This window comes from Tabrizicola sp., from assembly GCF_030373185.1.
Lineage (GTDB): Bacteria > Pseudomonadota > Alphaproteobacteria > Rhodobacterales > Rhodobacteraceae > Tabrizicola.
Genome location: NZ_JAUCZH010000004.1, coordinates 484,184 through 504,062, shown reverse-complemented (window position 1 = coordinate 504,062; position 19,879 = coordinate 484,184). Strand labels below are relative to the sequence as shown.

General features: G+C 63.7%; 17 protein-coding genes. 8 read left to right on the top strand and 9 right to left on the bottom strand.

The annotated features are described in order from the left end of the window. Positions 1–63 precede the first annotated feature (63 nt). The 3 genes from purD (at position 64) to ptsP (ending at position 5,352) form a co-directional block, all read left to right on the top strand. Positions 64–1,326: a phosphoribosylamine--glycine ligase gene (gene purD / locus QUV21_RS10715; RefSeq protein WP_300854814.1), complete on the top strand. Its 1,263-nt coding sequence runs from the start codon at positions 64–66 to the stop codon at positions 1,324–1,326. A 328-nt stretch (positions 1,327–1,654) separates the two neighbouring features. After that, positions 1,655–2,908, top strand: coding sequence for an aspartate kinase (locus tag QUV21_RS10710; protein ID WP_300854813.1), 1,254 nt, complete (start codon positions 1,655–1,657; stop codon positions 2,906–2,908). 200 nt (positions 2,909–3,108) lie between these two features. After that, positions 3,109–5,352 carry a phosphoenolpyruvate--protein phosphotransferase gene (ptsP, locus tag QUV21_RS10705; RefSeq protein ID WP_300854812.1) on the top strand — a complete coding sequence of 748 codons (2,244 nt, stop codon included), beginning with the start codon at positions 3,109–3,111 and terminating at the stop codon, positions 5,350–5,352. A 46-nt stretch (positions 5,353–5,398) separates the two neighbouring features. On the opposite strand, the gene QUV21_RS10700 is transcribed toward ptsP, so the two are convergent. After that, positions 5,399–6,616 carry a PqqD family protein gene (locus QUV21_RS10700; protein WP_300854810.1) on the bottom strand — a complete coding sequence of 406 codons (1,218 nt, stop codon included), beginning with the start codon at positions 6,614–6,616 and terminating at the stop codon, positions 5,399–5,401. A 12-nt stretch (positions 6,617–6,628) separates the two neighbouring features. Between QUV21_RS10700 and QUV21_RS10695 the strand changes: the two genes are divergently transcribed. Continuing rightward, complete coding sequence (locus QUV21_RS10695; RefSeq protein WP_300854808.1) at positions 6,629–6,928, top strand: hypothetical protein; 300 nt, start codon at positions 6,629–6,631, stop codon at positions 6,926–6,928. A gap of 277 nt (positions 6,929–7,205) precedes the next feature. Here the strand turns inward: QUV21_RS10695 and QUV21_RS10690 are convergent, their stop codons facing one another. From QUV21_RS10690 to QUV21_RS10680, 3 genes are all read right to left on the bottom strand, one after another. Continuing rightward, on the bottom strand, positions 7,206–8,684 hold the full coding sequence (locus QUV21_RS10690; RefSeq protein ID WP_300854806.1) for an AMP-binding protein: 1,479 nt from the start codon (positions 8,682–8,684) through the stop codon (positions 7,206–7,208). Between the two features lie 103 nt (positions 8,685–8,787). Next, the gene (locus tag QUV21_RS10685; protein ID WP_300854805.1) at positions 8,788–9,531 is read right to left on the bottom strand and encodes an EcsC family protein; all 744 of its coding nucleotides are present in this window, start codon (positions 9,529–9,531) and stop codon (positions 8,788–8,790) included. A 51-nt stretch (positions 9,532–9,582) separates the two neighbouring features. Further along, positions 9,583–10,068, bottom strand: coding sequence for an N-acetyltransferase (locus QUV21_RS10680; RefSeq protein WP_300854804.1), 486 nt, complete (start codon positions 10,066–10,068; stop codon positions 9,583–9,585). A 92-nt stretch (positions 10,069–10,160) separates the two neighbouring features. Here QUV21_RS10680 and QUV21_RS10675 point away from each other — a divergent pair, with 92 nt between their 5' ends. After that, the gene (locus QUV21_RS10675; RefSeq protein ID WP_300854803.1) at positions 10,161–10,730 is read left to right on the top strand and encodes a flavin reductase family protein; all 570 of its coding nucleotides are present in this window, start codon (positions 10,161–10,163) and stop codon (positions 10,728–10,730) included. A 17-nt stretch (positions 10,731–10,747) separates the two neighbouring features. Here the strand turns inward: QUV21_RS10675 and QUV21_RS10670 are convergent, their stop codons facing one another. Both QUV21_RS10670 and QUV21_RS10665 read right to left on the bottom strand, forming a co-directional pair. Then, on the bottom strand, positions 10,748–11,581 hold the full coding sequence (locus QUV21_RS10670; RefSeq protein ID WP_300854802.1) for a hypothetical protein: 834 nt from the start codon (positions 11,579–11,581) through the stop codon (positions 10,748–10,750). A gap of 321 nt (positions 11,582–11,902) precedes the next feature. Next, a complete protein-coding gene (locus QUV21_RS10665; RefSeq protein WP_300854801.1) occupies positions 11,903–12,901 on the bottom strand; it encodes a LysR substrate-binding domain-containing protein in 999 nt (332 codons plus the stop codon). A 132-nt stretch (positions 12,902–13,033) separates the two neighbouring features. On the opposite strand from QUV21_RS10665, the gene araD reads away from it, so the two are divergent. The 3 genes from araD (at position 13,034) to QUV21_RS10650 (ending at position 16,806) form a co-directional block, all read left to right on the top strand. Next, a complete protein-coding gene (araD, locus tag QUV21_RS10660) occupies positions 13,034–14,776 on the top strand; it encodes an L-arabinonate dehydratase (protein ID WP_300854800.1) in 1,743 nt (580 codons plus the stop codon). Then, positions 14,776–15,705, top strand: coding sequence for a Gfo/Idh/MocA family oxidoreductase (locus tag QUV21_RS10655; RefSeq protein ID WP_300854798.1), 930 nt, complete (start codon positions 14,776–14,778; stop codon positions 15,703–15,705). Before araD ends, QUV21_RS10655 begins: the two co-directional genes overlap by 1 nt. A gap of 63 nt (positions 15,706–15,768) precedes the next feature. Then, the gene (locus tag QUV21_RS10650) at positions 15,769–16,806 is read left to right on the top strand and encodes an aldose epimerase family protein (RefSeq protein WP_300854797.1); all 1,038 of its coding nucleotides are present in this window, start codon (positions 15,769–15,771) and stop codon (positions 16,804–16,806) included. Positions 16,807–16,862: 56 nt separating this feature from the next. Here QUV21_RS10650 and dctP read toward each other — a convergent pair whose 3' ends face one another. From dctP to QUV21_RS10635, 3 genes are read right to left on the bottom strand one after another with little or no spacing between them, the layout of a single operon-like run. After that, the gene (gene dctP, locus QUV21_RS10645) at positions 16,863–17,954 is read right to left on the bottom strand and encodes a TRAP transporter substrate-binding protein DctP (RefSeq protein ID WP_300854796.1); all 1,092 of its coding nucleotides are present in this window, start codon (positions 17,952–17,954) and stop codon (positions 16,863–16,865) included. Positions 17,955–18,014: 60 nt separating this feature from the next. After that, positions 18,015–19,352 carry a TRAP transporter large permease subunit gene (locus QUV21_RS10640; protein ID WP_300854795.1) on the bottom strand — a complete coding sequence of 446 codons (1,338 nt, stop codon included), beginning with the start codon at positions 19,350–19,352 and terminating at the stop codon, positions 18,015–18,017. Next, positions 19,352–19,861, bottom strand: a complete 510-nt coding sequence (locus QUV21_RS10635) for a TRAP transporter small permease subunit (RefSeq protein WP_300854794.1) — start codon at positions 19,859–19,861, stop codon at positions 19,352–19,354. The genes QUV21_RS10640 and QUV21_RS10635 overlap by 1 nt, the downstream gene beginning before the upstream one ends. Positions 19,862–19,879 lie beyond the last annotated feature (18 nt).

Genomic DNA, 19,879 nt, shown 5'->3' with positions numbered 1-19,879 from the left:
TTGCCCTCCGTTCGCCCCGACCCTATGACGCGCAACAGAAAAGGCCAAGCGGGGGACGCGCCCATGAATATTCTGATCCTTGGCTCTGGCGGGCGGGAACACGCGCTGGCCTGGGCGGTAAAGCAGAACCCCAAGACCGACCGGCTGATCGTGGCCCCCGGCAATGCCGGCGTGGCCCAACTGGCCGAGGTGGCGGACCTCGACATCCTCGATGGTGCCGCAGTGGTGACCTTTTGCGCCGAGAACGCCATCGACTTCGTGATCATCGGCCCCGAAGCCCCCCTTGCCGCAGGCGTGGCCGATGCTTGCCGCGCGGCGGGACTTCTGACCTTTGGCCCCTCGGCGGCTGCGGCCCGACTTGAGGCGTCAAAGGCCTTCACCAAGGAAATCTGTGACGCCTGCGCCGCCCCCACCGCAGGTTACGCCCGCTTTACCGAAGCCGCCCCCGCCCGCGCCTATATCGCCGCCAAGGGCGCGCCCATCGTGGTCAAGGCCGACGGTCTGGCAGCGGGCAAGGGCGTGATCGTGGCGCTGAGCGAAGCCGAAGCCCTTGCCGCGATCGACGACATGTTCAGCGGCGAATTCGGTGCGGCCGGGGCCGAAGTGGTGATCGAGGACTTCATGACCGGCGAAGAGGCCAGCTTCTTCGTGCTGACCGACGGGATCAGCGCCCTGCCGATCGGCACCGCACAAGACCACAAGCGCGTGGGTGATGGCGACACCGGGCCCAACACGGGCGGCATGGGGGCCTATTCCCCCGCCCCCGTGCTGACCGAAGCCGTCCAGAAACAGGCAATGGACGAGATTGTGCTGCCAACCATTGCCGAGATGGCCCGCCGTGGCACCCCCTATCAGGGCGTCCTTTACGCAGGCCTGATGATAGAGAACGGCCGCGCCCGTCTGGTGGAATACAACGCCCGCTTCGGCGACCCCGAAACGCAGGTTCTGATGCTGCGCCTCGGGGCGCAGGCGCTGGACCTGATGCTGGCCTGCGCCGAGGGCCGGCTGGCCGAGGCACAGGTGAACTGGGCCGATGACCACGCCCTGACCGTGGTGATGGCCGCGAACGGCTATCCCGGTCCTTACGCCAAGGGCAGCCAGATCCGCGGCCTTGAAGAGCTGCCCGAAGACAGCAGACACATGGTGTTTCACGCCGGCACCGCCGAACGCGACGGCAGCACCATCGCCGCAGGTGGTCGCGTGCTGAACGTGACCGCGCGGGGCGCGACGCTGGCTGACGCACAGAAGGCCGCCTATGCCATGGTCGACGCCATCGACTGGCCGGGAGGGTTCTGCCGCCGCGACATCGGCTGGCGCGCGCTCTGACCAGATTGCACGCGTTCCGCACAAGCCTTTCCTCTCGTCGTCGCGTGCCGCTCCTTCTCGGCTGACGAGGGGCCAGCCCCTCGAGCTCCCCGGAGTATTTGCAAAAAGCGCAATCGACTTGCTCTTTTCAGAAATACTCTCAGTGGGTTTGGGGGCAAAATGCCCCCATCGTCCGAGCCGGTTGCGCGCCTGCGCGCAGAGGCGAGGGGAAAGCCGTGCGCGCCAGCGCTCCATTCGGTGTCCACCGGGGTCTTGCGCCCAACGCAGGCCTTGCATAAGACACGCGCGGATCGGGACAGCCCGAATTGGACGGCTCATGGGGGGGACCATGCCGCTTCTGGTGATGAAATTCGGCGGCACTTCGGTGGCCGACCTTTCGCGGATCAAGAACGCCGCCGCCAAGGTCAAGACCGAGGTGGAACGCGGCTATGACGTGATCGTCATCGTCAGTGCCATGTCGGGCAAGACCAACGAGTTGGTGGGCTGGGTCGAAAGCACCTCGCCGCTTTACGATGCGCGCGAATATGACGCCGTGGTCTCTTCGGGCGAGAATGTGACTGCGGGTCTGATGGCGCTGACCTTGCAGGAAATGGACATCCCGGCGCGGTCATGGCAGGGCTGGCAGGTGCCGATCCAGACCACCTCGGCCCATGCCGCAGCGCGGTTTGTCGACATTCCCCGGGCCAATATGGACGCGAAGTTCGCCGAAGGCTTCAAGGTTGCCGTTGTCGCGGGCTTTCAGGGCGTCTCGCCCGAAGGCCGGATCACCACCCTTGGCCGTGGCGGGTCCGACACCACCGCTGTCGCCTTCGCCGCCGCTTTCGGGGCCGAACGTTGCGACATCTACACCGATGTCGATGGCGTCTATACCACCGACCCCCGCATCAGCCCCAAGGCCCGCAAGCTTGACAAGATTGCCTTCGAGGAAATGCTTGAACTTGCGTCGCTTGGCGCCAAGGTCCTGCAAACCCGCTCGGTCGAACTGGCGATGCGCTACAAGGTGCGGCTGCGTGTGCTGTCTTCGTTCGAGGATACGGACGAAACCTCTGGAACCCTGGTCTGCGACGAGGATGAAATCATGGAATCGAAAGTTGTGTCCGGCGTCGCCTACAGCCGGGATGAAGCAAAGATGACGCTGATCCGGGTGGCCGACCGCCCCGGGGTTGCCAGTGCAATCTTCGGGCCGCTGGCCGAGGCGGGGGTGAACGTGGACATGATTGTCCAGAATATCTCGGAAACGGCGGCGGGCCACAGTGGCGCGACCACCGACATGACCTTTTCGGTCCCGGTCAATCAGGTCGCCCGCGCCCGCAAGGCGATGGAAGAGGCCCGCGCGACCGGCAGCATTTCCTATGACGAACTGGTCGAGGATACCGATGTCGCCAAGGTCTCGGTCGTGGGCATCGGCATGCGCAGTCAGGTCGGCGTCGCCGCCCGGATGTTTGCCGCCCTGGCCGCCGAGAACGTGAACATCAAGGTCATCGCCACGTCCGAGATCAAGATCTCGGTGTTGATCGACCGCAAGTATATGGAACTCGCGGTTCAGGCGTTGCATGACGCCTTTGAACTGGAAAAGGCCTGAAGACCGCTGCCCCCCCTGCCCTGAGTGATCCTGGCGGGTGCTGGCATCGGTCGCCCAAACCTGCCCGGCCCAAACCTGCCCGGACGGGTTCCGCCGATCTTTCAGGCATCCCTGCCGAAGCTGCAGTCCAAGATCACATGCCCGGTTCCGTTGTGCCGCGCCTTGTGTTCTAACGGCGCAAACAACCTCTGGGGTGGACAATGCCCGAACGCAGCGAAAGCGACAGCCGCAAGCTTCTGCGCCGGTTGCGTGACACCCTTGCCGTGCCGGGTGGCGGGCAGGACCGGCTGGATCAGATCACCCATCTGATCGCGGACAGCATGGGGACCGAGGTTTGCTCGATCTACCTTTTCCGCGATGAAGACACGCTGGAACTTTGTGCAACCCAAGGCCTGAAAAAGGCCGCTGTCCACAAGACGCGGATGAAGTTGGGCGAAGGTCTTGTCGGTCGCGTTGCGCGCACCGGCCAGCCGGTGAACACCGCCGATGCGCCCGGTGAAAAGGGTTTCCGCTACATGCCGGAAACGGGAGAAGAGCTGTTTTCCTCGTTCCTTGGCGTGCCTATCCAGCGGGTCGGCGAAAAGCTTGGCGTGCTGGTCGTGCAGTCAAAAACCGCCCGGCAGTTTTCCGATGACGAGATCTACGCGCTGGATGTGGTGGCCATGGTGTTGGCCGAGATGACCGAACTTGGTGCCTTCACCGGTGGTGAAGGCGGGATGATGGCCCTCCACAAGCAGCCGGTGATGCTGCGCGGCACCTCAGGGCAAGAGGGCGCTGCCGAAGGTCGGGTCTGGCTGCATGAACCGCGCGTCGTCATCACCAACCCGGTCGCCGATGACCCCCTGACTGAAATCGACCGCATCCGCGAGGCGGTGGGCCAGCTGCGGGTGTCGGTGGATGACCTTCTGTCAGCTGAAAGCCTCGACAAGGACCAGAAGGCGGTGCTGGAGGCTTACCGGATGTTTGCCCATTCCCGCGGCTGGCTGCGGCGTATGGAAGAAGACATCATGCGCGGTCTGTCGGCCGAGGCGGCGGTGGAAAAGGAACAATCCGCCGCCCGGTCGCGGCTGGAACAGGTGCCGGATGCCTATCTGCGCGAAAGGTTGTCAGACCTTGATGACCTGTCCAACCGCCTTTTGCGCATCCTGACGGGCCAAGGCAAGGATACCGGAGCCGAGATGCCGGAAAACCCGGTGCTGGTGGCCCGCAACATCGGTCCGGCGGAACTGCTGGAATATGGCCGCAAACTGAAAGGGCTGGTGCTGGATGAAGGCTCGGTCGGCAGCCATGCTGCCGTGGTGGCGCGGGCGCTGGCCATTCCCCTTGTCATCAACACCGAACGCATCACCGCCGAAGCGCTGAACGGCGACCAGATCCTTGTGGACGGCGATCAAGGCATCGTCCATCTGCGCCCCGAGGAAACCGTCGCCCGCGCGTTCCGCGACAAGATCGCCATGCAGGCCGAGGCGCAAAAGCGCTATGCCAGCTTGCGCGGTCTGCCTGCGATCACGATCTGCGGCACGTCGATTGCGCTGCACATGAATGCCGGTCTGATGGCCGATCTGCCCAGCCTTGAAAACTCGGGGGCCGAAGGGGTGGGCCTGTTTCGCACCGAACTGCAGTTCCTTGTCCGCTCGAAAATGCCGCAGCGGGCGGAACTTGCCCGACTTTACGCCCGGGTGATGGACGCGGCCAAAGGCAGGCGGGTGGCCTTCCGCACGCTTGATATCGGGTCCGACAAGGTGCTGCCCTACATGAAGCCGCAAGATGAGCCGAACCCCGCGATGGGCTGGCGCGCGGTGCGGGTGGGCCTCGACAAGCCCGGCGTGTTGCGGATGCAGCTTCAGGCTTTGATCCGGGCGGCAGCGGGTCGCCCGCTGACCGTCATGTTCCCGCTGATCACCGAGATGACCGAATTCCAGCAGGCCCGCAGCCATGTCCTGCGCGAGCTGCACCGCGAAAAATCGCTGGGCCACCGGGTGCCGGAAACCGTGGAAATCGGCGCGATGATGGAAACGCCAAGCCTTGCCTTCGCGCCCCGCGCCTTTTTCGAGCTGACGGATTTCGTATCCGTCGGCGGCAATGACCTGAAGCAGTTCTTCTTTGCTGCCGACCGGGAAAACGAACTGGTCCGCCGTCGCTATGATACGCTGAACCTGTCCTTCCTGACCTTCCTTGAACAGATTGTCGCGCGCTGCGCCGAGACGGGAACCCCGCTGTCATTCTGCGGTGAAGATGCAGGCCGCCCGATCGAGGCGCTGGCGCTGGCGGCGATCGGCTTTCGGACGCTGTCAATGCGCCCGGCCTCGGTCGGGCCGGTCAAGGCCCTGTTGCGCCGGGTGAACCTTGCCGAGGCACGCGACGTGATCAACCGCTCTCGGGACGTTGGCGCGGAAAGCGCCCGACCGCATCTGATGGAATGGTTGGCCAGCGTCGGCGATTGATCCGCAAGCCAATGCTGGCAAGGGCGGCCGACCGAAACCCCCGACGTCAGGTCCGACCGCCAACCTCAAGCAGTCCTGCCAGTGACAAGCGCTCCAACAGACTGTTAAGATCAAGGGCGATCTGGTCAGGGTCCGCTTCGGGGAAGGCGTCGGCCAACAGTGTTTCAATCGCCTCCGGCGTCACCGGGTCGGCCAGCACCTCCCAGATCGCTGCGGCAAGCTGATCCATCCGGTGAATCGCGCGGCCTTCGGGGTCGGCAAGGTAAAGCGTGTTGCCGATGGTTTGCGCCAACGTTCCCCCGCGCTGTCGAATAGCTGAACCGTCAGAACCGACCGGCAGATCGCCACTGAAATCAGCCATCCGGAACGCAACAGCCGCCCCAGGCCCGGCAGGTGGGGCCGGCTCGGGCCACTGGTGAAAGGCGGCCTCCAGACAGGCCACCGCCTCGGCAAGACCAGAGTAGGACAGCCGGAACACCGGCCGATTCGACAAGGTTGCCGCCATCACCTGAAGGACGTCGGCCGAATGCCGGTCACGGGTGAAATTCTGGTGCAAGAGAGCATCCATCGCGACATCGGGCGCAACCTGCAACAGGTGGGCCGGTGCAGGCTCATCCTGCCGGTCCAGAATGACGAAGGCGCCGACCGGCAGCGAAGCGCCCCGCGCGTGCTGGCCGGCAAGCTTCAGATAGCTGTATTGCGGGTTTCGGATCGTGGCCCTCGCTTCTGCCCAATCCCGAAAATCCGCAGGAAGCGTCTCCGGCAACGGGAGCCGAAGGCGCGGCGCGGTCCCCATCGCATGACCATGGGCAACGTGGTCCACCGTGACGGAAAGGGGCAGCACGTCGTCGCTGTAAAGCCCATGTCCGGCTTGGGCCAAGGCAACGGCAAGTGTGCTTTTCCCCGCTCGCCGAACGCTTGGAAAGACCACAAGCCGACCTGCCATTGCAACAGCGGCTGCGTGCAGGCAGATCAATCCCGGATCTTCCGCCGGCAGGGCCAGCGCAAGCGCCGCCATCGCGTCACAAAGGGCATTCACCGGATCAAGCCGAAGCGCAGGCTTTGGCTCCACATGGCTTTGGCACAGGAACAGACCGGCGTCAGGGGTTCCGCTGATCGAAAAGAACGGCGCGATGCCCGGGTTTTCCGCGCGGATGTCATAGGGCCAGCCGACCACGATCCTTGCCAGCAGCGGCAGCACAGCCTCGGCCCCATGCAGGCGAAGCGGCGAAGTCAGCCCCCGAAAGACGATATCCTGTGCCACCCGTACCGCCCCTTGATCCCCGTTGACCCGGCCTGCCGCGTCAACGGGGAGCTTTCACGCAATCAGGGCTGCACACAGCCGGAGTCAGACGGTCCCGAGCAGACGCTTGGCCCGCTGGACGAGCTTGACGAGGATGCCTTGCTGGCCTCCGACGCTGCGCTGGCCTTGGAGGCGTCACTTGAGCCGCTGGAGCCACTTGAGCCACTTGCGCCGCTGGAGCCGCTGGACCCGCTGGAGCCACTGGACCCGCTTGAACTGCTGGCGCCGCTGGCACGGGCTACACTCAACGTGGTCATCGCGGGTGCAGCGTAGACGGCAAGAGCCAGGCCTGCGATCTTGGTAAACGCCTTGCGGCGCGAGAGGGTGTTTTCGTCCGAAGCACTCATTTCGATCTCCTCATTTTCAGTGCGGTTTCCAGTGCGGGTTGCGACAGCGCAAAGCCATCATTGCCCGCCAGTGCATTCTTGATTGCTGGATCAAAACCGAAAATCTACCGAACAATGGTTTATTTGGGCCGTATAAACCCAAGGTATAGGGCCGATTGGCAAGGGTTCGCCACAAGCCGCGTGAACAGTCCCCGTTTCGGGCGTCAGTTGGCGCCGAACAGCCCTGCAAGGGCTTTTCTCAACTCTGCCTTCTGGACCTTGCCCATCGCGTTTCGCGGAAACTCTGCCATCACCAGCACCCGTTTGGGTATCTTGAAGCCCGCCAACCGGTCGCGAAGGGTGTGGCGAACCTCTGCTTCGTCCAACTCAGCACCAGCCGAGCGAATCAGGCAGGCCACCACCGCCTCACCAAAGTCCGGATGCGCCACGCCGATCACGGCCGATGCCGCGACCCCCGGCAGATCATCCAGCGCTGCCTCAACCTCGGCCGGATAAACATTGAGCCCACCAGTGATCACCAGATCCTTCGCCCGGCCCAGAATCGAAAGATAGCCTTCGGCGTCAATTGCCCCCAGGTCGCCAGTGACGAACCAACCATCCCGAAATTCCCGCGCTGTCTGTTCGGGCATCCGCCAGTAGCCGACAAAGACATTCGGCCCCATCACCTCGATCGACCCGGCTTCGCCCGCGGGCAGGACGGCCCCATCCGGCCCGGTGATCCGCACCTTCACCCCCGGCAAGGGCATCCCCACGGTGCCAGCCCGCCGGTCCCCGTCATAGGGGTTGGAGGTGATCATGTTGGTTTCCGTCATCCCGTAGCGTTCAAGGATGGTGTGACCGGTGCGCACCCGCCATTCGGCATGGGTCGCCGGTGACAGCGGGGCGGACCCGCTGATGAACAGCCGCACCCGGGCGCAGACTGCCGGGGTCAGACGCGCATCAGCCAGCAGGCGGGAATAGAACGTCGGCACCCCCATCATCACAGTGACCTCTGGCAGCGCCGCCAGCACCGCATCAGGGGAAAAGGCGCGCTGGAAGATCATCGACGCCCCCGCGAAAAGCACGCAGTTTGTCGCCACGAACAACCCATGCGTATGAAACACCGGCAAGACATGCAGAAGGACGTCGTGTTCGGTGAACTGCCACAATTCCACCAGAGCTTCGGCGTTCGAGGCAAGGTTTTCGCGGCTGAGGCAGACGCCCTTCGACCGCCCCGTCGTGCCAGAGGTGTAAAGGATCGCGGCCAGATCCTCCGGCGCGTGGGCAGGATCGGCGAAGTCCGCCTGACCGGCTGCGACAAGATCAAGAAACGCACCCAGGCCAATGGCTTTCGCGCCCCGTTCGGCAATCGCCTGCTGCCGCCTGTCTTCCACCAAGGCCAGCGCCGGTTCGGCATCGGTCAGGAAATGCGCGGTTTCGGCAATCGTGTAACCGGGGTTCACCGGCAGAAAAACCACGCCCAGTCGCAGGCAGGCAAGGTAAAGCGACAAGACTGCCTCGGATTTGTCGAGCTGCACCAGAAGCCGGTCACCCTTGGCAAGTCCAAGCCCGGCCAGCGCATTGGCCATGCGCCCGGTTTCGGCCAGAAGGTCGCCATAGGTCACGGGATGGCCGCCACGCATCCAGACCCGTCCGGGCGTTGCGGCCATCGCCTGCAACCGGTCAATCACATCGACGCTCATCCTGTCCCCCTGTCCGTCCAGCCTGCCGCCGATCTACCGCCGCCCGCCGCCGAACCCAAGATTTTTCGTCGAGGAATCTTGTGGTCAGCCGATTGTGCCGGCCTCAGGCCCGGACGATCCGTGGCGGTGCGACCGCAGCGGCAAAGGCCGCCAGCACCGGTTCCGCGCCATGAACCTCGGCCAGCTTCAGAAGCGCAAAACGGATGCGCGCCACCTCGCGGTAATAGTTCAGGAAGGCCGCGTTCAGCGCCGCCCCGGTCAAGGCCCCCAGAACCGGCACCGCCTGCGCGGCCAGCTTCTGGCCCAGCACCGCCGCCAGTTTCGGGGCGACCGCCGCGATCAGATTCTGCACCGCAGTCCCGGTCATTGTCAGCCGCGCGGTCACGAACGAGGTGTTCACCCCGTCATCCGCCGCCAAGGGGCTGCCCGCGCCAAACACGCGCAGACATTCCGCCTGCACCCATGGCTCATCGGGGTCAAATCCCGCTTCAGCCGCAGCCGCGCGGATGGCATTCAGGATCACCGTGACCGTCACCGGGAGTTCGGCAAGTGAGGTCGCAATTCCCCCCGCCCCCCCTGCCGCGCCCGAGGCAAGCACCGCCACCATCGGCCCACGCGCGCCCATGTCAGGCGCACGCCCGGCAAGCCCGTAAGAGGTTTCAAGCGCCCGGGCCACGATGCGCTCGATCTGTTGGCGCACCGGGTCAGGCACCAGCGCCATCTGGCTTTCCAGCTTGCCCCCCAACCGGTTGACCAGCCCCATCACCGGGCCATTGGCCCGCCGATACCGCAAGGCGAGTGCGGCGATCTGGTCTTCAGGGTCGTCTTGCCGGATTACCGGGTGCATGATCTGATCCATTCCCCGAATATGGCCCCTGCCGGCCCGGGTGCAATGGCGTCAGGTGGCTTTCGTCACAAGGCCCGTGACACCCTTCCACGCCCCTGCCTTGAGTTCCAGTCCCAGCACGCGGTCAGGGTTGGTGGGAGGCGGCATTTCCACGCCCTCAAGCTTGCGAAACCCGAAGCGGCCGTAATAGGGCGCGTCCCCGACCAGAAGCACCCGTTCCCAACCCAGCCGCCGCGCCTCGGCAAGGCTTTCATTGATCAAAAGTCCGCCCAGTCCTTCGCCCTGACGGGTCGGGTGAACGGCGATGGGGCCAAGCAGCAAGACATCCTGTTCGCCAATCAGCGCGGGCCAATACCGGATCACGGCGGCAAGGGTGCCGTCATCGTCGCGCAAGGTCAGGCACAGAGACGCCACCGTCGGCACCCCGTCGCGCAGGCGGTAAGACGAAAGCGCCGTGCGACCGGGCGCAAAGCAGAGGTCGTAAAGCGCCTCCACTTCCCACCAGTCGGCCTCGGTTTCTTCTTCAAGCCGATACACGCCGCCCGCCCCCATTCCGCCTGAAGCCGAATCTGCTTGAAGCGGGCCGTAACATGCGCCCATGTCAGGATCAAATCGTGAAAGGCTGATCCATGTTCTACCGCCCCGCCGAAGGCCACGGCCTGCCCCACAGCCCCTTTGCCGCAATCGTCTCGCCCCGGCCGATCGGCTGGATTTCCACCCGGTCCGGCATGGGCGACAACCTTGCCCCCTATTCCTTCTTCAACGCCGTGGCCTATCATCCGCCGCAGATCATGTTCTCCGGCGATGTCCGTGACAGCATGGAAAACGCACTGGAAAGCGGGGTTTTCGCGGTCAATGTCGTGCAGGCTTCGGCGCTGCACAATATGAACGCCACCTCGGCCCGGTTTCCGCGCGGCACCGATGAGTTTGTGGCCGCGGACGTCGCCAAGGCGGAATGTGTGGCCATCGACTGCCCCCGCGTTGCCGATGCGCCGGCCACGCTGGAATGCCGGGTCGTGAAACTGGTGGACCTTCTGGGCGACGAACGGATGCTCGTGGGCGAGGTGGTGGGCATCCACATTCGCGACGATTGCCTGATTGACGGCCGTTTTGACGTGACCCGCTACAATCCGGCAGCGCGCCTTGGCTATCACGACTACACCTTCGTGCGAGAAGTCACGGCGCTCCGCCGTCCCTGAGACCCACGCCAGGCGGTTCAGGCCTTCGCAGGCTCGTGTGATTCCGCGGCAAAGACGGCGGCGGTTTCGGCAAATGCCGGTTCGGCGACGGTTTCCGATGTCTCGAACAGCACCTGCTCAGGCTCAATCGCTGGAAGCCCAGACTCTGACGATTGAAGAAAATCGAGCAGCAAATCCGGCGTGTCGAAATCGTCAGGCAGTTGCATCGCCGCCTCGAAAGCTTCCCGGCAGGCTTCTTCGTCAAACGACGCGTCCTCGATTGCAAATCCGCCTGCCCCGGAGAACACGCCCGAGAACGGCTTTTCCGCGATCAACAGATCAACGGGGGCCTCGAAAAGCGCTGACAGGGCGCGCATGCAGCCAATTGCCGGATCAACCGATGCGCTATCATGGCGGAAGTCAAAGACCTGCTCATCGCAATCGGGAAGATTGAACCGCGCCGACAAAAGACGCCGGTTCGCCACAACCAGCCGCGCCGAGCGGTCCATGCCGGACAGCGTCACCTCGTTCGGGTCATGCACAACCCCCAGTCGGCGCAGGACAATGGCCTGCCGTTCCCCGACCGGCGCTTCACCGCTGAGCATCAATGTGGAAAACCGGCCAACGACAACTGCTGAAATCCCAGTTTGATCATCATCCGGCGCGTGGTCGGACGGGATGTCCCCGAGAACCTTGGCTGCATCCTCGGCGCTAACAACCTTTGCGATGCCATCGGTCCGGTCCAGATCCGGCACCCGGCCGGAAATGGCCTTGGTGCCGGCCTCGGCCTCCACCTTTTCAACGGGAAGACCAGACAGGTCCACGACGCCGCGCTGGCCCTTGCGGCCAAAGAACAGGGCTAGGAGTGACATGCAGTCCCCTTTCGAGTTGCAATATGCCAAAGCATCGGTTGCCCGCAGGCAGAAGTGGGTCGCATGCCAATGACGCGAAACACGGACGGCCAGTCACGCGCTGCTCGGGCTGCCGATGTCGCAGCGCCGGTCCCCGGTGCCTGCAATGCGGCGAGGGTTGCTTCCCGGACGGACATCACGTCTCCTCTGCGTCGCATGGCTTCCCCATGATCAGATTGCCAAGACAAGGGCGGCACCGGCAAAAGTCACGGAAACATTCGACCCCTGGTCTTGGTTCCCGCAGGCCGGGTGATATGTTCGCGTCCGCCCGCTAAAGTTGTATCAACAGTTTGTCCGACCGGATTGCGGCAGGAGTTTGTCCGAAACTTGTTCCCAATCGGCACCAAAGCCGCCCAGACGCAACCGGATCAACGACAGCACCGTTTCCGCTGCCGCTGTCAGACGCGCGGCCTTGCGGGTCAACAGGCTGAAAGGGGCCACGGCAATCGACAGGTCAAGCGCGATCTGTACAAAGGGGGCCGCTGGACCACTGGCAAACTCGTCAGCAACTGCCTTGGCCATCGGGGCAACCGCATCGGCCTGTTGCAGCGCGGCCAGCGTCAGCAGGAAGGACGAGGTTGACAGATGCTGGACCGGTCGTGGCAGGCCAAGCTCTGCCAGCCGCGCCAGAACCGCCTGCGCCAGCGGGCTGTCTTCGCCCGGCATCACCCAGTCATGCGCGAAAAGGGCCATCGCATCGCGTGGCGGCGCTTCGGCAAGCGGATGCCCACGCCGCACCACCAGCGCCACCGGTTCGGGCGCAATGACCACCGCCTCGAACAGGGCAGGATCCACAGTTGGCGGCACCCGCCCGATCGCCATGTCCAGCGCGCCCGAGGCAAGCTGCCCACAAAGAACATCAGACCCGGCGACGACCACGTCGCAGGCGATGGCGGGGTGCGACGTGCGGGCCTGCCGCAGGGTCGGCAACACGATGTCCAGCGCAGGGGCAGTTACCGCCCCGATCTTCACCCGCCCGACGCCGCCTCCCGCGATCTCGGCCACCTCGCGCGCGGCCTCGGCCAGTTCCTGCAACACCCGCGCGGCCCGATCGGCAAGGCTGCGCCCGGCCTCGGTCAGGATCACCCCACGGCCCGACCTTTGCCGGACCGGCAAGCCCAGCATCACCTCGACTTCCGACAGCAGCCGCGAGGCGGCGGGCTGTGCAATACCCACCTGCACCGCTGCGGCGCCGATCTGACCCGTTTCGGCAAAGGCGGCCAATATCTGCAGATGGCTGAGCTTGATGCCCCGGCTCAGAAGGGACTGCGGCAGATTCATGGCTGTTCCGTTATGACATGATCCATAAACATGATTTGACGGATATGGCCCCGCGTTGCAAACAGCAAAGGTCAACCACGCCTGCGCCGTCGCAGGCGACGGCACCAAAGCCCAGAACCCGATGAGGAACCGATGACCTTCAAACCCGCCAAATGGCCCCGCAAACTGCGTTCGCAGGAATGGTTCGCCGGCACTTCGAAGGACGCGATCTATCACCGGTCCTGGATGAAGAATCAGGGCCTGCCAGCCGACCTTTTCGATGGCCGTCCGGTGATCGGCATCCTGAACACCTTCAGCGAGCTGAACCCTTGCAACGCCCACCTGAACGACCTTGCCGAGAGGGTGAAGCACGGCGTCTACGAGGCGGGCGGGTTTCCGGTGATCGTTCCGGTCTTTTCGGTAAGCGAATCCGCGTTCCGCCCCACGGCGATGATGTTTCGCAACCTTGCCGCCATGGCGGTCGAGGAATCCATCCGGGGCCAGCAGATGGATGGCGTCGTCTGCCTTGTCGGCTGCGACAAGACCACGCCCTCGCTTCTGATGGGGGCGGCAAGCTGCGATCTGCCCACCATCATGGTCTCGGGCGGGCCGATGCTGAACGGCTATTTCCGGGGCGAAAGGGTCGGGTCCGGCACCCACCTGTGGAAATTCTCCGAGGCCGTGAAGGCCGGAGAGATGACCGCCGAAGAATTTGTCGAGGCAGAGGCCTCGATGTCGCGGTCCCCGGGGTCGTGCAACACGATGGGAACGGCCAGTACGATGGCAAGCATGGTCGAGGCCTTGGGGATGACCCTTTCGGGCAATGCCGCCATCCCCGCCGTGGACAGCCGCCGCCGCGTGATGGCGCATCTGACCGGGCGGCGTATCGTGCAGATGGTGAAGGATGACCTGAAGCCCTCCGACATCCTGACCCGCGACGCTTTCATGAACGCTATCCGCACCAATGCGGCCATCGGTGGTTCCACCAACGCGGTCATTCACCTTCTGGCCATCGCGGGCCGCGTCGGCATCCCGCTGACGCTGAATGACTGGGACGAATGGGGCCGCAATGTCCCCACCATCGTCAACCTGATGCCTTCGGGCAAATACCTGATGGAGGAATTCTTCTACGCCGGGGGCCTGCCCGCCGTGATCAAACGGCTTGGCGAAGCCGGGCTCTTGGCGCGTGAGGCGCTGACCGTCAGTGGCGGCCCGATCTGGAACGAGGTTAAAGACGCCCGCATTGACAATGACGACGTCATCCTGCCTGCCGAAAAGGCGCTGACACAATCGGGCGGCATCGTGGTCGTGAAGGGCAATCTGGCCCCGGATGGCGCGGTTCTGAAACCCTCGGCCGCCTCGCCGCATCTGATGAACCACCGGGGCCGCGCCGTCGTCTTCGAGGATATCGACGACTACAAGGCCCGGATCGAGGACGAGGGCCTCGATATCGACGAGACCTGCGTGATGGTCCTCAAGAACTGTGGTCCGCGCGGCTATCCTGGCATGGCCGAGGTCGGAAACATGGGCCTGCCGCCCAAGGTGCTGCGCAAGGGGATCACCGACATGGTCCGCATCTCCGACGCGCGGATGTCTGGCACCGCCTACGGCACCGTGGTCCTCCATACCTCGCCCGAGGCGGCGCGGGGCGGCCCCCTTGCCGTGGTGCAAAGCGGCGACATGATCGAACTGGACGTGGAAAACCGCCGCCTGCATCTGGATATCCCCGAGGCAGAACTTCAGGCCCGCCTTGCGGCATGGACGCCCCCGGTGGAACCGCCTGCCTCTGGCTATGCAAAGCTTTACCATGACCATGTCGAGGGTGCGGACAAAGGTGCGGACATGGATTTCCTGATCGGCTGCCGGGGCAACGCCGTGGCGCGGGAAAGCCACTGATGCAGGTAGCCCCACCGATGCAGATAGCTCTTGTCGGCATCGGCAAGATCGCGGTGGACCAGCATGTCCCCGCGATTGCCGGCTCACCGGACTGGACCCTTGCCGCCACGGTCAGCCGCAAGGGGTCCGTCCCCGGCAGCCCAAGCTTCACCACGATGGAAGACATGCTGGCCGCACGGCCGGACATATCCGTGGTCTCGCTTGCCCTGCCGCCCGTCCCGCGCTTTGCCTATGCCAAGGCCGCACTTGATGCCGGCCGCCACGTGATGCTGGAAAAGCCCCCCGGCGCGACACTGGCGGAAATCCATGCGCTTCATGCCCTTGCGGCGCAAAAGGGTCTGACCCTTTACGCCACATGGCACAGCCGGATGGCCCATGCCGTGGCCCCGGCAAAGGCATGGCTTGCCGCCAAGACCATCACCCGCGCCCATATCACCTGGCGTGAAGACGTGCGCAAATGGCACCCCGGTCAGGACTGGGTCTTTGAACCGGGCGGCATGGGCGTGTTTGATCCCGGGATCAACGCGCTCTCGATCCTGACGGAAATCCTGCCGATGCCGGTCCATCTGACCGCTGCCACCCTGACCTTTCCGGAAAACCGCCAGACCCCGATCGCCGCTGCCCTTGCCTTCAGCAACAACGTGACCGCCGATTTCGACTGGCGCCAAACCGGCCCGCAAACTTGGGATATCGAAGTTGAAACCCCCGACGGACTCCTTGCCCTGCGCATGGGCGGCAACGTGCTGGAAATCGACGGCACGCCCGTGCAGGGCGAAAACTCGATCATGGGAGAATATCCTGCGCTTTATGCCCGGATGGCCGATCTGGTCCGCAGCAGGACCGGCGAGGTTGATCTGGCCCCCATGGTCCATGTGGCCGACGCTATGACGCTGGGGCGGCGCGAGGTGACCGAAGCCTTCCACTTCTAGCCGCATTTCTGGCAGCCCGCAGCCTGGCGGTCAGTTTGCGGCCCAAACTCCGGGAGAAGAAACTTGGCCCAGATCGAAACCATCGGCACTGTCGGCGGCAAGCCCGTCCATGCCGCCACCCTGACCAGCCAAGTCGGGCTGCGGCTGCGGCTGATGTCCTTTGGCGCGCGCCTGACCGAACTTTGGGTGCCAGACCGCGCCGGGGTTCCCGCCGACGTGGTGCTGGGGCTGGACCGGCTGGAAGATTATGTCAGCCACGGCGCCTATATGGGCGCGACTTGCGGCCGCTTTGCCAACCGCATCGCCGGCGGGCGCTTCGTGCTGGACGGGGCCGATGTGCAGCTTGACCGGAATGAAGGGCCAAACCAGCTTCATGGCGGTCCTCTGGGCTTTGACAACCTGAACTGGGATCTGGCCGACAGTTCTGACAGCCATGTCAGCTTTTCGCTCACGTCACAGGCTGGCGACATGGGCTATCCCGGCACGGTTCAGGCCCGCTGCACCTACCGGCTGGACGGGCAACGCCTGCTGATCGAGATGTCGGCAACCTGCGACACACCAACCATGGTGAACCTTGCGCATCACACCTATTTCAACATGGCCGGGCAAGGGTCAGGCGATGTGCTGGAACAGGTCTTCCAGATCGCGGGGCAGCACTATCTGCCCGTCGATACCGCCAACATTCCGACCGGCGCGGTGCTGCCGGTGGCAGGAACGCCCTTTGATTTCACCCAACCCCGCCCCATCGGGCAGGCGATGCCGGGGCCAGCGGGGTTTGACCATTGCTTCTGCCTTGCGGCCCCCTTGCGCGCCATGGAGGGCCACTTGCTGCGCCCCTGCGCCACGCTGCGCGATCCAGCCTCGGGCCGCCAGTTGCGGATCTGGACGAACGAGATCGGGCTGCAAGTCTATACCGGGGTGCATTTTGACGGATCAGCGGGCAAGGCGGGCGCGCGCTATCACAGCTTTGGCGGTGTCGCGCTGGAAACCCAAGGCTTCCCTGACAGCCCGAACCACCCGCAGTTTCCGTCCGCCCGGCTGGACCCCGGCCATAGTTACCGGCACCTGATGCTGTGCGATTTCTCACCAGACGCAGGCTGACCACATGAAAAGACCGCGCCCCGGGTGGGGCGCGGCCAATGGTCCTTGCTTCGATATCAGCGGTAGGGGTAGCCCGCCTTTTCCATGGTGTCGGCGTATTTCTTGAACGCCTCGACCACCCGGGCCGAGCGCGGCGAGGATGCCGCAACTTCGTCCCAGAAGCCGTTGGAATCAGACACGACCTGCGCCCACTCTTCATCAGGAAGCGAGGTCAGTTCCATCTTCTCACCCTCGACGCGCAGCTTGGCCTCGCCGCCCCAATACCAGACCTGCCGGTAGTAGTGCGACTGGTCGATGGTGATCTTGAACAGTTCCTGCAGATGCGGCGGCACTTTCTGCCAGCTTGCGGTATTGGCAAAATAGCTGCCGAACCACGCCCCGGTCACCGAGTTGCTGAGCGCGTATTTGCAAACGTCCGCCCAGCCCACCTCATAGGCCTCGGTGAAGCCGCACCATGCCACCCCGTCGATCTCGCCGGTCTGCATCGCGACTTCGACGTTGTCCCACGGGATTGTCACCGGGATCAATCCGTATTTCGACAGGAACTTGCCCGCCGTCGGCACCCCGAACACGCGCAGGCCCGCCATGTCGGCAAGGCTGCGGATCGGCTTGTCTACGGTGAAGATGTGCAAGGGATCCCATGCCCCGGCAGAAAGCCATGTAACGCCCTCAACCTCGGAATAGGCCTCTTCCCAGATTTCCTTCAGCCCGTAATACTGAAACAGCGCCGGCACATCGAGGCTGTAGCGGGTCGCAAAGGGGAAGTAGCCGCCGAAGACATTGATATCGACGGGCGAGGCCATCGTTGCCTCGTCCGACTGCACCGCGTCCAGCGTACCGTTTTGCAGGGCGCGGAACAGGTCTGCGGTGGGAACTAGCTGGTCGGCGTAGTATAGCTCGATCTCCATCTCGCCATTCGCGGCGGCGTTGAAGGCGTCGATCTGCGGCTTGATCACATGGGCGCCAAGCGGCGCGCCGGAATAGGTCTGGAGCCGCCACTTGATCGGACCGCTTTGCGCGTTGACGTAAGGTGCGGCCAGCGTGGCACCAGCCACGGCCCCCGCCCCTACGACCGACTGGCGCAGGAAGTTCCGGCGCGAGGCAAGGATCGCGTCGGACGGGCTTTGCGGTTTTTTCGGGTCTGTCATGTCCATCTCCTGTCGTGGTTGCGGGCTTCTTTGGCCCTGGGTGGTGGTTGGTTTGGTCAATCAGCCTCGGACGTTGATCTGCTCGGGCAACCAAAGAGCAATTTGCGGGAACAGCATCAAAAGCACGATTGTCAGCATCATCATCGCCGCGAAGGGCCAGATCGAACGGTAGATGTCGGCAAGCGAGATTTCCCTTGGCGCCAGCGACCGCATGAGAAACAGGTTATAGCCAAACGGCGGCGTTATATAGGCAATCTGGCAGGTGATCGTATAAAGGATTCCGTACCAGATCAGCTGATTTTCAAAGCCAAGGTCCAGCATCCCCACCAGCGGGATGTAAAGCGGCGCCACGATCACCAGCATCGCGGTATCGTCAAGGAACATGCCCAGCAAAAGAAAGCTGAGCTGCATCATGATGATGATGGTCCATGGAGAAAGATCCCACTGGGTGATGAACAGCGATTCAATCGCCTTGACCGCGCCCAGCCCATCGAAGACCGACCCGAAGGCAAGGGCTGCCAGAATCAGCCACAGGAACATGCAGGACACCGCAAGGGTCTTCATCGAGGTCTCGCGGATCATCCGCCAGCTGAACCGCCCCTTGACCACCGCCGCCAGCGTGGCGCAGGTCGCCCCCACGGCAGAGCTTTCGACAAGGCTGGTATAGCCGGTCACGAAAAGGCCGGTCATGAAGAAGAAGATCGCAAAGGGAATGATCCCAGCCCTCGCCAGCGCCAGCTTTTCGCCGAAAGACATGTTCAGCTCTTCAGCCGGAACCGGCGGGGCCAGCTTGGGGTTCAGCCGGGCGCGGATCACGATGTAGATGATGAACATGGCCGCCATCATCAGCCCCGGCACCAGCCCGGCAAACCACAGCTTTGACACCGGCTGGCGCGCAATCATGCCGTAAAGCACCAGCACCACCGAAGGCGGGATCAGAATGCCCAGCGACGATCCGCCCTGTACCACGCCGGAAATCAGCACCTTGTCATACCCGCGCCGCAACATCTCGGGCAGGGCTATCGTGGCACCAATCGCCATGCCCGCGACCGAAAGCCCGTTCATCGCCGAGATGATGACCATCAACAGGATCGTCCCGATGGCCAGCCCACCGGGGATGCGCCCGAACCAGACATGCAGCATCTTGTAAAGGTCTTCGGCGATCCCTGATTCCGCAAGGATATAGCCCATGTAGATGAACATCGGCAGCGTCAGCATCGCGTACCAGTTAAAGAGCTTGAAGACCTGATTGTAGGGCAGCTCGATCGCCCCGTTGCCGTAAAGCAGAAGCGCCGCGCCGGACGCGACAAAGCCGATGGCGGCAAACACCCGCTGGCCGCTGACCAGCAAAAGCGCCATCGAGGCGAACATGAGAAGCGCGATCATCTCGTAAGACATCAGAGAGTTTCCCCGCGCAGCGTGGCGATATGCTTGAACACCAGCGACACCGCCTGCATCAGCATCAGCACCAGACAGACCGTCAACAGCGCCTTGATCGGAATGACCGAGGGGTTCCACATGGAAAACCGCTTCTCATTGGTATCGATCGCGTATTGCAGGCTGGAAATGCTGCCGACCAGCATCACCGAAAGATAGAAGATCAGGCAGCCCACGGTCAGAAGATCAAGCCGCGCCTTGCCCTTGTCTGACAGGTTCGCGTACCAAAGATCCATCCGCACATGGCTGTTGTTCTTCAGGGTGATCGGCCCGCCCATGAAGTAATAGGCCGCCAGCGTGAACTGCGTGAACTCGATGGCCCAGTGGACCGGGATGTTCAGCACGTTGCGGGTAACAGCATCGAACAGCAGCGTTGCCACCATCACGAATATCAGCGACGCGGCGAAATAGCCGACAAGGTCGGAAATCCTGTCGATCAGGCGCACATAGGCCCGGATTATCTGCGGCATGTCACCCCCGCCTGCCCT